11 protein-coding genes are annotated in these 12,273 nt (G+C 64.7%); 7 read left to right on the forward strand and 4 right to left on the reverse strand.

Annotation, left to right across the window (positions count from 1 at the left end; all coding sequences use genetic code 11):
- From cysC to QZ213_RS15390, 3 genes are all read left to right on the forward strand, one after another.
- A partial coding sequence (cysC, locus tag QZ213_RS15380; RefSeq protein ID WP_291686940.1) for an adenylyl-sulfate kinase occupies window positions 1-1,710 on the forward strand: 1,710 nt, incomplete at its 5' end.
- A gap of 168 nt (window positions 1,711-1,878) precedes the next feature.
- Entirely contained in the window at window positions 1,879-4,041 is a 2,163-nt protein-coding gene (locus QZ213_RS15385) for a malate synthase G (RefSeq protein WP_291686941.1), read from the forward strand.
- A 77-nt stretch (window positions 4,042-4,118) separates the two neighbouring features.
- The gene (locus QZ213_RS15390; RefSeq protein ID WP_291686942.1) at window positions 4,119-4,319 is read left to right on the forward strand and encodes a CsbD family protein; all 201 of its coding nucleotides are present in this window, start codon (window positions 4,119-4,121) and stop codon (window positions 4,317-4,319) included.
- A gap of 67 nt (window positions 4,320-4,386) precedes the next feature.
- On the opposite strand, the gene QZ213_RS15395 is transcribed toward QZ213_RS15390, so the two are convergent.
- The gene (locus QZ213_RS15395; protein ID WP_291686943.1) at window positions 4,387-4,542 is read right to left on the reverse strand and encodes a Thivi_2564 family membrane protein; all 156 of its coding nucleotides are present in this window, start codon (window positions 4,540-4,542) and stop codon (window positions 4,387-4,389) included.
- 199 nt (window positions 4,543-4,741) lie between these two features.
- Here QZ213_RS15395 and QZ213_RS15400 point away from each other — a divergent pair, with 199 nt between their 5' ends.
- A complete protein-coding gene (locus QZ213_RS15400; protein WP_291686944.1) occupies window positions 4,742-6,835 on the forward strand; it encodes a HAMP domain-containing methyl-accepting chemotaxis protein in 2,094 nt (697 codons plus the stop codon).
- A gap of 33 nt (window positions 6,836-6,868) precedes the next feature.
- On the opposite strand, the gene QZ213_RS15405 is transcribed toward QZ213_RS15400, so the two are convergent.
- Together QZ213_RS15405 and QZ213_RS15410 are read right to left on the reverse strand one after the other, a co-directional pair.
- Window positions 6,869-7,546 carry a DUF2865 domain-containing protein gene (locus QZ213_RS15405; RefSeq protein WP_291686945.1) on the reverse strand — a complete coding sequence of 226 codons (678 nt, stop codon included), beginning with the start codon at window positions 7,544-7,546 and terminating at the stop codon, window positions 6,869-6,871.
- Between the two features lie 25 nt (window positions 7,547-7,571).
- On the reverse strand, window positions 7,572-8,396 hold the full coding sequence (locus tag QZ213_RS15410) for a L,D-transpeptidase (RefSeq protein WP_291686946.1): 825 nt from the start codon (window positions 8,394-8,396) through the stop codon (window positions 7,572-7,574).
- Between the two features lie 225 nt (window positions 8,397-8,621).
- On the opposite strand from QZ213_RS15410, the gene QZ213_RS15415 reads away from it, so the two are divergent.
- The 3 genes from QZ213_RS15415 to QZ213_RS15425 all read left to right on the forward strand — a co-directional run bounded on the left by QZ213_RS15415 (window position 8,622) and on the right by QZ213_RS15425 (window position 10,929).
- Window positions 8,622-9,734 (forward strand): AI-2E family transporter, encoded by a 1,113-nt coding sequence (locus QZ213_RS15415; protein WP_291686947.1) that lies wholly within the window; start codon window positions 8,622-8,624, stop codon window positions 9,732-9,734.
- 166 nt (window positions 9,735-9,900) lie between these two features.
- A complete protein-coding gene (locus QZ213_RS15420) occupies window positions 9,901-10,272 on the forward strand; it encodes a DUF883 family protein (RefSeq protein WP_291686948.1) in 372 nt (123 codons plus the stop codon).
- A 207-nt stretch (window positions 10,273-10,479) separates the two neighbouring features.
- Window positions 10,480-10,929: a hypothetical protein gene (locus QZ213_RS15425; protein WP_291686949.1), complete on the forward strand. Its 450-nt coding sequence runs from the start codon at window positions 10,480-10,482 to the stop codon at window positions 10,927-10,929.
- Window positions 10,930-11,701: 772 nt separating this feature from the next.
- Here QZ213_RS15425 and QZ213_RS15430 read toward each other — a convergent pair.
- A complete protein-coding gene (locus QZ213_RS15430) occupies window positions 11,702-12,106 on the reverse strand; it encodes a hypothetical protein (RefSeq protein WP_291686950.1) in 405 nt (134 codons plus the stop codon).
- Between the last annotated feature and the right edge of the window lie 167 nt (window positions 12,107-12,273).

Genomic DNA, 12,273 nt, shown 5'->3' on the forward strand with positions numbered 1-12,273 from the left:
TTTCTTCTGGATGCGCTGCAGACCGAGCGCGACCAGGGCATCACCATCGACACCACGCAAATTCGCTTCCGCACGGGCTCGCGCGACATCGTGCTGATCGACGCGCCCGGCCACGCCGAATTCCTGCGCAACATGATCACCGGCGCCTCGCAGGCGGACGGCGCGGTCTTGATCATCGACGCGCTGGAAGGCGTGCGCGACCAGACGCGGCGCCACGGTTATCTGCTGCATCTGCTCGGCGTCAAACAGGTCGCGGTGGTCGTCAACAAGATGGACCGGGTCGATTTCAGCGCGGCGCGATTTAAAGCGATCAGCGACGAGATTTCCGCGCATCTTATCGGTCTCGGCGTCACGCCATCGGCGGTGATCCCGATTTCCGCGCGCGACGGCGACGGCGTGGCCGAACGCACGCCGCGAATCGGCTGGTACAACGGCCCGACCGTGGTCGAGGCGCTGGATGCGCTGGAGCCCGCGCGGCCGCTGGAGCAACTCGCGCTACGGCTGCCGGTGCAGGCGATCTACAAGTTCGACGACCGCCGCATCGTCGCCGGCCGCATCGAATCCGGCCGTCTCGCCGCCGGCGACGAGATCGTCATCATGCCCGCCGGCAAGATCGCAAGAATCCGGAGCGTCGAAGGCTGGCCGGTGACGCCGGTCAAGGGCGGCCAGACCGCGGGACGATCGGTCGGCATCACGCTCGACCGCGAATTGTTCATCGAACGCGGCGACGTCATCGCCCATGTCGGGTCGAGCCCGCGCGACACGCGGCGGGTTCGCGCGCGCATTTTCTGGCTGCACGACCAGCCGCTGACCACGGGCGCCTCGATCCTGGTCCGGCTCGGCACGCGCGAGAGCCGCGCCACCGTGGTCGCGATCGAGAAAGCGGTCGATCCCGGCGAGTTGTCGAGCGTCGAGACCAAAGCGATCGCGCGCAATCATGTCGGCGAGATCGATATCGCGCTGGCGCAGCCGATCGCCGCCGATCCCTATACTGACAATCCCCGCACCGGACGGCTGGTGATCGAGGTCAATGGACGCATTGCCGGCGGCGGGCTGGTGCTGTCGGTCGATGCCGGACAGCGCGCCATTCCCGTCGACATCGTGCCGGTGGAATCCGCGCTGCGTCCCGACGAGCGTTCGGCGCGCTATCGCCATGGCGGCGCGGTGGTCTGGCTAACCGGCTTGCCGGGTTCCGGAAAATCGACCCTGGCACGCGCGCTGGAACGCCGGTTATTTGGCCATGGCGGCTCGCCAGTCCTGCTGGACGGCGATACCTTGCGCGCCGGCCTCAACAGCGATCTCGGTTTCTCCGCCCAGGACCGCAGCGAGAACATCCGTCGCCTCGCCGAAGTCGCCACCCATCTCGCCCGCAACGGGCACATCGCCATCGTCGCCGCGGTTTCGCCGTCACGCGAGGATCGCGCCGGCGCGCGCCGCATCGCCGATACGCTTTTCCGCGAGGTCTATGTCGCGACTCCGGCCGAAGTTTGCGAGAGCCGCGATCCCAAGGGTCACTACGCCAAGGCGCGAGCCGGCGCATTGCACGGGTTTACTGGCATCGGCAACGATTACCAGCCGCCGGCATCGTGCGAATTGGCGCTCGACACCTCGGCGGGCTCGGTCGCGGAGGCCACCGACGAGATCGAGCGGATGCTGGCGAAATCAGGCATCCTGTTCGACGAACTTGCCGATCTCGCCGCCAATATCTGAGCGTTTCCGAGCGCCCTCCTAATGGGCAATGGAGGCCTGCCAAGGGCCTTCTCATCGCCCCGGCTTTAGGGCTAAAAGGGCCCCGAACAAGGCCCTTTGCGGGGCCCTTTTGCCGTTTGCCCCTGAAAGCCGCCCCTTTCCGCGGTTTCTCGTGAGAAAAATCCCATCATGAATCGCATCGATGCCCACGGATTGAAAATCGCCCCCGTCCTGTTCGATTTCATCGCCAAGGAGGCCGCCCCCAAAACCGGAATTTCCCCCGATGCGTTCTGGGCTGGGCTTGCCGGGATCCTCCGCGATCTCGCGCCCAGGAACCGCGAACTGCTGGCGATACGCGACGCCCTGCAGGCGAAAATCGACGGCTGGCATCGCGCCAACAAGGGCAAGCCGTTCGACATGAACGCCTACACGGCGTTCCTCAAGGAGATCGGCTATCTCCTGCCGGAACCGCCGACGCAGAAGGTCGAGACCTCCAACATCGACGAGGAGATCGGCAATATCTGCGGGCCGCAGCTGGTGGTGCCGCTGACCAATGCTCGCTATGCGCTGAACGCCGCCAATGCGCGCTGGGGCAGCCTCTACGACGCATTCTACGGCACCGACGCGATCCCGCACGATCCGAGCGAAACCGGCAAAGGCTACAACAAGGCGCGCGGCGACAAGGTGATCGCCAAGGCCAAGGCGTTTCTGGATTCCGCCGTGCCGCTGGCGACCGGCAGCCACACCGATGTGACGTCCTACAGCGTCGTCGCCGGCCAGCTCGCGGTCAAGCTGAAGAGCGGCAACGCCACCGCGCTGAAATCGGGCGCGCAGTTCGCGGGTTTCCAGGGCGATCCCGCCGCGCCGAGCGCGGTACTGCTCGTCAACAACGGCATGCATATCGAGGTCAAGATCGACCGCACCAACCTGATCGGCAAGGACGATCCGGCCGGCGTCGCCGACATGATCCTTGAATCGGCTGTCTCGACCATCCTCGACATGGAAGACAGCGTCGCGGCGGTCGATGCCGAAGACAAGGTGCTGGTCTATCGCAACACGCTCGGCCTGATGGACGGCACGCTGTCGGCCGACTTCGAGAAGGGCGGCAAGACGCTCAAGCGCGCACTGAATCCCGACCGCGTCTACAAGACCGTTGACGGCAAGGAACTCAAGCTGCACGGCCGCAGCCTGTTGTTGATGCGCAATGTCGGCCATCACATGTTCACCGACGCGGTGCTCGACTCCGGCGGCGCCGAGATTCCGGAAGGCATTCTTGACGCCGCGGTGGCCGGCCTGCTCGCGATCCACGATCTCAAGGGCAGTTCGAAAACGAAGAACAGCCGCACCGGCTCGGTCTACATCGTGAAGCCGAAGATGCACGGCCCCGACGAGGTCGCGCTGACCTGCGAGCTGTTCGGCCGGGTCGAGAAAATGCTGGGGCTGCCCGAGAACACCATGAAGGTCGGCATCATGGACGAGGAGCGCCGCACCACGGTCAACCTCAAGGCCTGCATCCAGAATGCGTCCAAGCGCATCGTCTTCATCAACACCGGCTTCCTCGACCGCACCGGCGACGAAATCCACACCTCGATGGAAGCGGGCCCGATGATCCGCAAGAACGACATGAAGTCGCAGCCCTGGATCAAGGCCTATGAAGACTGGAACGTCGATATCGGCCTGATCGACGGCCTGCCCGGCCATGCCCAGATCGGCAAGGGCATGTGGGCCGCACCGGACAAGATGGCGGACATGCTGGCGCAGAAGATCGGCCATCCGCAGGCCGGCGCCACAACCGCCTGGGTGCCGTCGCCGACCGCCGCCACGCTGCACGCGCTGCATTATCACCAGGTCAACGTGCTGGCGCGGCAGCAAGAACTGGCCAAGGGCGGCCCGCGCGCCAAGCTGTCCGACATCCTCACCATCCCGGTGTCGCAGTCGAACTGGGCGCCGGATGATGTGAAGCAGGAGATCGACAACAATTGCCAGGGCATCCTCGGCTATGTCGTGCGCTGGATCGACCAGGGCGTCGGCTGCTCCAAGGTGCCTGACATCCACGACGTCGGGCTGATGGAAGACCGCGCCACCTTGCGGATCTCGAGCCAGCATCTGGCGAACTGGCTGCATCAGGGCGTCATCACCAAAGAGCAGGTGATGGAGTCCTTAAAGCGCATGGCGATCGTGGTGGATGGCCAGAACAAGGGCGATCCCTTGTACCGGCCGATGGCGCCCGCTTTCGACGGCGTCGCCTTCAAGGCCGCCTGCGACCTGATCTTCAAGGGACGCGAGCAGCCGAACGGTTACACCGAGTTCATCCTCACCGCGCGGCGCCGGGAAGCCAAGGCCGCGGGCTGATTGCTCGACAGTTCCGCCCGGAACGTTTGACTTGCCCGACCGTTAAGGGCCCATCTTCAACGCAAGAGGAGATGGCGATGGATTGGAACCGGGTCGAAGGCAACTGGAAGCAGTTCAAGGGCGCCGCCAAGGAGAAGTGGGGCAAGCTCACCGACGACGACCTCAACGTGATCGAGGGCCGCCGGGAACAGCTCGAAGGCAAGCTGCAGCAGCGCTACGGCTTCGCCAAGGATCAGATCCACAAGGACGTGGACGACTGGTTCAGGACGCTCAAATAGAATCTTACGCGACCAAACAAAAGCCCCGGCTCTGCCGGGGCTTTTTTATTTGGGGCGCCATCCGGCGCTAGATCACCGCGATGTATTTCAAGAGCGAGATCACGCCGAGGATGATCACCACCACCCGGGCGATCTGCTTGGCGCGACCGTCGATCGGCAACAGATTGATCAGATACAGAATGAGAATGACGACGAGAAACGTGATGAGTACGCTGACAAGCATCCGGAAGATCCCCCTGAAACCGCGCGAAGCGACATTAACGAAGCCTTTAACGCGGGAAGGACCCCTCGGTTCCCGCGAAGGAACCGCCGCTCAGGCTGTATTTGGGGCTTTGCTGTTGCAAACCGGTACTAATACGGCAGCTACGCTGTCTAAATCTTTACCAAATTTGGCTCAAATGGGCGAAATTTGGGGGGCTGCTATGCTGAATCGTCTGACCGTATCCGCGCTGCTGAAGACCGTCATCCTGGTCACGGCGTTCTGCGTGATCGTCGGCTTCTCCCTCAACGCCTGGGATTCCTGGAACCGGTTGCAGCTGACGGGCCGCATCGGCGTTATCGCCGACGCCTCGGCCAATTTGTTCAAGGCGATGCACAACCTGCGCACCGATCAGTCCACAACCTTCCGGTTGCTGAATGCCGATCAGCCTGTCGCAAGCGATATCGACAAATACCTGCGCGACCTGCGCGATGCCGAAATGCCCGCGATGGCCAACGCGCTCACCCTGCTGCCGTCGATTGAATTCGCGCAACAGAACACGCTGGTGCCGGAGTTCGACCAGTTGTTCAAACGTCTGACGGCGCTGCAGAAGGAATTCTGGGACGATGTCGCCAAGCCAAAGGCCTCGCGCCGCGCGGCGCTGCCGCAGGAGTATTTCGACACCACCGCCACGCTGCTGAAGACGCTCGACAGGCTGTCGGCAGGGCTCGCCGCCGCCGTCAACCATCAGGACGCCACCATCGACCAGCTGCTGGCGATCAAGCAAACCGCCTGGCTGTTGCGCAACACTGCCGGCGAGGCATCGCTGATGATTTCGAAGGGGCTCGCCGCCGGCCGCATGGCGCCGGAATCGCGCCTGACCTACACGAAATTCCTCGGCGGCACCGAGATCGCATTTGCGGCGGTGGAAACGGCGGCATCGGGAATGCAGCTGCCTCCCGCGCTCGCCAGCGCCATCGCGGCGACCAAGACCGCTTATTTCGAGCCGGACTATCTCGCTTTGCGCGATCGCCTGCTGAACGCCATGATCGCCGGCGAGAAAACCGAATTGACCGCGAACCAATGGAGCCCGATCACGGTCGGCCGCATGGGTTCGGCGGTCAATGTCGCCGAACGCGCGCTGGAGGCGGCCAAGGATCACACCGCCGTCCAGCATTCCGCCGCCCTGCGCGCGCTGGTGGTGCAGCTCATGCTGCTGGCCGGTGCGCTTGCTCTGACGTTCGGCGCCATGATGGCCGTCACCCGCCGCGTCATCAAGCCGCTGCACAACATGCGCGACGCCATGCTGAAGGTGGCCTCGGGCGACCTGACCGTCGATACCGGCTATACCGAACGCCGCGACGAGATCGGCGCGCTCGCGGGAGCGCTGGAAACCTTCAAGCAGCAGGCCCAGGACAAGCTGAGGATCGAACAGCAGGAGCGCGAGCGCAATGCGGGCGCGGCTTCGCGCCAGAAGGCGATCGAGACCTATGTCGGCGAATTCGAAAACATGGTGCGCCAGTCGCTGCAGCAACTGGGCGACGCCTCCAGCCAGATGCGGACGACCTCCTCCGGCCTGTCGGCGGTTTCCCGCCAGACCAACGAGCGCGTCCAGGTCGCCGAGAAGGCCTCCAGCGAGGCCTCGATGAGCGTCGAGAGCGTCGCTTCCGCCTCCGAGCAGCTCAGCGCCTCGATCAACGATATCAGCCAGCAGGCCGCGCATGCGGCCGGCATCGCCAGCCGCGCGGTCAGCCAGGCGCGCGAAACCGACGGCACCGTGCAGGGACTGGCGAAATCGGCGGCCCGGATCGGTGAAGTGGTCGGCCTGATCAACACCATCGCCGCCCAGACCAACCTGCTCGCGCTGAACGCGACCATCGAGGCGGCGCGCGCCGGCGAAGCCGGCCGCGGCTTTGCGGTGGTGGCCTCCGAGGTCAAATCGCTGGCCAGCCAGACCGCGAAGGCGACCGACGAAATTTCCGAGCAGATCGCCGACATTCAGAAGGTCGCTGGCGACGCCATCGACGCCATCAAGGGCATCGGCAGCATCATCGGCGAGGTCAATGAAGTCGCGACCGCGATCGCCGCCGCGGTTCAGGAACAGGGCGCCGCCACCCAGGAAATCACCCGCAGCACCCAATACGCCGCGCAGGGCACCAAGAACGTCTCCGACAACATCACCGGCGTCAAAACCGACGCCGATGCCTCCGCCGCAGCGGCCGAGAACGTGAGGCAGGCCTCCGAGACGCTGGAAACCCAGAGCCAGCAATTGGGCAGCCAGGTGACCCGGTTCCTCGGCAAGATCCGCGCGGCGTGATCGAAACGCGGGTCGCCTCAGTCCGGCGGCCCCTTACTCCCGCGCCACCACGGGCAGGCGCTGGTAGCGTGACTGCACCGATTTCGAGGCCGGCGTAAAGTTCAGCGAGGCGCCCCGCTTGTCGGCGCTGCGGCCGGCGACCATCAGTCCATCGGCGCCCGCGACGAGGTCTCCCCTGCGGACCGTCGCATCGTCCTCGATCCTGACCGGCGCCAGACCGAACTGGTCCTTGCCGTTGCAGCTGCATCCCGCCACGATCTCGGTGCGATAGCGGAACGCGTTCGGCAGTTCGGAATACGGCTTGCCGCTGGCGGTGGCGGCATCGTCGATATGACTGCCGTATACCACTTCGGTCTTGCTCGCCGGGCAGAAGCTGTTGCACGAAGCCGCCCGGCTTTCCCTGTCGGAGCCTTGAAGCGGGAAATAGCGTCCGTCGCAGCTGCGCACGCAAAAGGCCTGGCCGCCGCCATAGGTCATGGGGCGCGGCCCCTGGGCGGCGCCCTGCGGAGGTAAGTCTTGCGGGCCGGCGGGCTCGCCCTCGCTGGCGTAGGGCACCCGGATGATCTCGGGTCCATGCGACCGGCCGCCGCCGAACGCGCCGAACAGCGCGGAGAGGAAGTCGTTTTCGGCGTGCGCGGCCGGCGCCAGCGCCAGCGCGCCCGCTGCGATCGCCACGCCCAGCGCCGCCTGCCTGATTGATTTCCCGAACATGGCGCCCTCCGCGACGAGCTTTGGGTCAGTACAGCGACGATGTCGAAAGGTTCATCGCCTGACGGCCGGCCGATACCCTCGTCACCACGGGGCGCGACAGCGCCGCCGCCGGGCGAACGGTGATCGTGCCGGTGGCTTCCAGTGCCGCGCCGCCGATCGCCCGGGCCGCAAGGTGCGGCCCGCTCTTCGGCAGCACCACGACCCTGGTGCCGACATCGACCCGGCTGAACAGGTCGCTGACGTCTTCATTGGTCAGGCGGATACAGCCGGAGGAGACGAACTTGCCGATCGTGGTGGGATCGTTGGTGCCGTGGATGCGGAATTCGCTGGAGCCGAGATACATCGCACGGGCGCCGAGCGGGTTGCCGGGGCCGCCGGCCATGAAGCGCGGCAGATAAGGCTGGCGGGCGATCATCTCTGCCGGGGGATGCCAATCCGGCCATTCCGCCTTACGGGTAATGGTCTGCACGCCGGCCCAGGTGAAGCCCTCTCGGCCGACGCCGACGCCGTAGCGAATCGCGCGGCCCTGGCCGAGCACGTAATAGAGTGCGGTATTGCCGGTATCGATGATCACGGTGCCGGGCGCCTCGCGGGTGTCGAGCGCCACGACGGTCCGCCGCAGCCGCTCCGGCAGCACGGAGCCGTCGCCATCGTCGGCCAGCGCCGGCTCATCAGGGGCAACCATATTGTCCGATGGGAATGCGCTCTGCGGCGCCGGGGCGTAGCCGAGCACCTGCGCGCTGGCTGCGCTCGGGAAGATGACAGGCGCCATCAACATGGCCCCGGCGAGAACGAGCGCGTTCGTGACGCGCGGCGACAGCTTGCGAAACCTTCCGAATGTCTGTGTCATGACCTGCCCCGATGCGATGCGCATCACGCTGATGCTTCTGCCAGATCAAACGCGAACGGGGCTGCGCGGTTCCGGTGCGATTCAAATAGAAGCGAGTCCTGTCAAGCCGCCCACCGCTCACGATTCCGCGATGGAACCTTTTGCAGAGCCCGCGTGTTGTGCCTGCCTGAGACCGCGAACGCGGGCTCGTCAGCCCTATCAGCCGCCAGCCGCGGGGAGAGCCAGTTGCGTGTCCTTCCCAACGAGCGTGCGCCTTCCAGCGAGGCGGTCAGTACGCCGCTGTCTGACAGCCGAAACGAACTGCCGCCGGTGATCCGGCGGGCCGAAGTGGTCGCGTTCGCGCTGGTCGCACTTCTCATCATCTGCGTCGTCGCCGTGCTCTATGTTGCGAGAGCGTTTTTTCTCCCGGTCGTGGCCGCTTTCGTGGTCGGCACCATGCTGTCGCCGGCGGCGAACTTTCTCGAGCGACGCCGCCTTCCTCGCTCGGTGGCGGCGGTGCTGATCGTGGCGGCCGTGGGCGCGATAACGACCTTCATGGTCGGCCTGATCTCTTCGCCCCTGATGGAGTGGAGCAACCGCCTGCCGGAGCTCGGATCCATCCTGAAGGAGAGGCTGCATGTGTTCGACCGGCTGCTGGTGCTCTGGCAGGAGCTGCAGGGCATGGTCGGCGGCTCCGATCCGTTGACCTCATTCCAGATGCCGAAATTCGACTGGGTCCAGCCCGCACTCGAATTCCTGTCGCCGACCTTCACTGAATTCATGCTGTTCTTCGCAACGCTGATCCTGTTCATCGCAAGCTGGCGGGACCTGCGCCGCGCCCTGATCATGACCTTTGCCGGCCATGCAGAGCGGCTGCGAATGCTGCGGATTCTCAACGAGATCGAGGAGCATCTCGGCGGCTATCTGCTGACGGTGACGATGATCAATGTCGGCGTCGGTATCGCGACCGGTATCGTTTGTGCAGTGACCGGCATGCCCAATCCCGCGGGACTTGGCGCACTCGCCGCGACCTTGAACTATTTGCCGATCATCGGCCCGGTCGCCATGTTCGTGATCCTGTCGGCGGTCGGGATCGTCGCGTTTCCCACGATCACCGCGGGGCTGATCGCGCCGCTGGCCTTTGTCGGGATTACATTTATCGAAGGGCATTTTGTCACACCGACCATCATTGGACGCCGGCTCTCGCTGAACGCGCTCGCGGTGTTGCTGGCGCTGGCGTTCTGGACCTGGCTGTGGGGCCCGGTGGGCGGCTTTCTGTCGTCGCCGCTCTTGATCGTCGGCCTCATTCTCAAGGACCACCTGATGCCGGTCGATACGCCGCAGCTGCCGCCGGACTGACCGGGTTTCGGTACGCGCGTATTCCGCAAAGTGGACACCGGTTTTGCGATCCGAATACGCGGGAATTTCAAAGCCTGCCATTTTCCGACCGGAAAATGGCAGGTGGAACTTAGGACGGGGCGAGACGTTTGTGGGGTAGATGATTTCAGTATCCCGGGAGGTTTCGATGTCCAGCACAGACGGTGAAATCGGCATGAGAAATCTGTCGGACAAAGCCACCCAGGAACGCCTTGAAAAGGATGTAGCAGCCGTGAAGAACGATATCTCAGCCTTGACCGACCAGATCACCGACGCGCTCAACAGCTTCGCCGGCTCCGCCAGGAAGCAGGCGCGCCGCGGCTACAAGCAGGCGCGCGAAAACGTCGACGCGACGGTCGACGACATGTCGGAGCGCGGCAGCGCCATGATGGATGCGGCGCACGACGCGGCCTATTCGATCGAGGAATCGCTGGAGGACGTGATCACGCAGCGCCCGCTCGCGACCGTGGGCCTCGCGCTCGGCCTCGGCTTCCTGATCGGCGTGACGTGGCGCCGGTAAGGCGTCTTGCCCGCGGCAGCGTCCATCCTTCGAGACGCATCGCGGAGCTTGGCATCGGGCGCGCATTCGCGCGACCCGTTGGCGATGCTCCTCGGGATGGGGTTCTCGGTGGCTTCTAGACCCTCAAGGTGAGGAGCGCGGCAAGGGCCGCGCGTCTCGAACCACGAGGCCCTTTGCTGGCGGGCATTTTTTCGAGCGAGGCTTTCAATGTTTGCGCGCATGATCGACGATTTCAAGGAATCCACCGGCAGCGCCTTGCGGCTGACCTCGCTCGCGGCCGCCGCCGCGCTGGCACTGTTCGTGACGACGTCGTTCCTGTGCGCCGCCGCCTTTGTCCTCGTGCTGGACAAATATGGCCTGGTGCAGGCCTGCCTTGCCGGCGCCGCCATCTTCTTTGTCGTCAGCTTGATCGCGGCCTTCAGCTACATCGCGCGCAAGAAGCAGATCGAGAAGGAAGCGAGGGCGCGCGCAGCCGAAGCCGCACGGTCCGCCGTCCATAGCGCGCTCGCCGATCCCATGCTGATGGCGGCCGGCCTCCAGGTGATCCGCGCCATCGGTATCAAGAAGCTGATCCCGATCCTGGCTGTCGGCGGCATCGCGCTGGGATTTCTGGTGAGCCGCAACGCGGCTGCGGGCGACCAGGCGCCGGCAGAGTGAACTGATCGAGATCGTCATCACTGGGCATCAAGATCGTCATCACCGGGCTTGACCCGGTGATCCATCCCCTTGGAAAGAGCTTCTTGCGAAGTGCGATGGATTGCCGGGCAAGCCCGGCAATGACGGGTGGGGATGGGGCGCACCCGCGCACTGCGCATTTCCGTGGATTCACATTGCAAACAGCAACAGACACAGCTTCGCGATCTCGCGGCGCATTTCGCCCGAGTTTTGCTGTAAACCTCCCGCCCTCTTCCATGAGAGGGCGCAGGGAATGCCGGGCGCCCGATGCGCCCGATAGCCGCGTGTGCGGAAGTAGTGGAAGTAAGCACACGCGTTAGTCAGGTCACACCGGAATCACCCGGCATTCCCCGCGCAATGGTTTTAACGGGTTCCTTCGCGCTCTCCTCGGCGACCGGGCTTTCTTGCCACCGTCGCCCCTGAGAAGCGTGCTTCTCAAGAGCTTGACGCCAGCGTCGGGGCGTCAGGACCACACGACTTCACCGTCCGCAAAGTTAAGCGCCCTCGTCTCAAGCGCCGCTTGCGTCCACCGCATCCTGTCCCGCGTCCGTGACGATCTCGAGCCGCCCCTGTGTGGGACAGGACGGTGGCGGACATGAAGGTGATTTGCGCAAACACTGAAGCAAAATATTTTTGCGCGAGGGGCTGGACAGCAAATCACTGATTTGCCCGGACCGGGCAGACCGGACCTCTCACGTCGTCCGTACGAAAGCAGGAACGACAGCGAGTATGATGCTTTCGCTGTTCGCAGAGCTCAGGTCACGCAGCGGCCGGGCTGGAGTTGCTTGGCGACTTCGGTCAGCACGCTGACGACGGGCTCGCAGGCGACCGCCCGCTTGTCGTTTCCGGACTTGGTCCAGGACGGCGCGAAAGAGCTGGGGCGCGACGCCTGGGTGACGGGCATGCGAATCAGCACCGAGGTGTCGGACAGCCCGTTGAGCCGCAGCGAGATCGTTCGCATCGGCACGTCGGACCGTACAACGCTACCGGCGCGATCGCCCTTGGTGGCGCGGTTGATGGTGGCCGCGGACGTGCCCGGGGAAACCTGTGAGCGATTGAAGACGTCGCCGGCGAGGTCACGGCCGGCGGCCAGCGGGATGGCGCCCAGCGTCAGCGCAATGGCGGCCACACCGAAGAGTATTCGCGATTTCTGTGACATGGCATTCGTCCCTCGCCCCATGGCGATCATAATGAGAACGCGAGGGAACCGGCGCGGTTCAGAATCCGGCCATCACTTAACCGTGTGTAAATTTTTTTGGGCGCCCCGGAACGACTCCGGGGGGTTTGGAGTCATCCCGGCAGCCGGTTATCCCCCCTGCCCCATTG

This window comes from Bradyrhizobium sp., assembly GCF_017881085.1.
Classification (GTDB): Bacteria; Pseudomonadota; Alphaproteobacteria; order Rhizobiales; family Xanthobacteraceae; genus Bradyrhizobium.

Coding starts and splice junctions, on each gene's coding strand:
- QZ213_RS15385 (WP_291686941.1), top strand. CDS start 1,879: ATGAATCGCATCGATGCCCACGGATTGAAAATCGCCCCCGTCCTGTTC.
- QZ213_RS15390 (WP_291686942.1), top strand. CDS start 4,119: ATGGATTGGAACCGGGTCGAAGGCAACTGGAAGCAGTTCAAGGGCGCC.
- QZ213_RS15395 (WP_291686943.1), bottom strand. CDS start 4,542: ATGCTTGTCAGCGTACTCATCACGTTTCTCGTCGTCATTCTCATTCTG.
- QZ213_RS15400 (WP_291686944.1), top strand. CDS start 4,742: ATGCTGAATCGTCTGACCGTATCCGCGCTGCTGAAGACCGTCATCCTG.
- QZ213_RS15405 (WP_291686945.1), bottom strand. CDS start 7,546: ATGTTCGGGAAATCAATCAGGCAGGCGGCGCTGGGCGTGGCGATCGCA.
- QZ213_RS15410 (WP_291686946.1), bottom strand. CDS start 8,396: ATGACACAGACATTCGGAAGGTTTCGCAAGCTGTCGCCGCGCGTCACG.
- QZ213_RS15420 (WP_291686948.1), top strand. CDS start 9,901: ATGTCCAGCACAGACGGTGAAATCGGCATGAGAAATCTGTCGGACAAA.
- QZ213_RS15425 (WP_291686949.1), top strand. CDS start 10,480: ATGTTTGCGCGCATGATCGACGATTTCAAGGAATCCACCGGCAGCGCC.
- QZ213_RS15430 (WP_291686950.1), bottom strand. CDS start 12,106: ATGTCACAGAAATCGCGAATACTCTTCGGTGTGGCCGCCATTGCGCTG.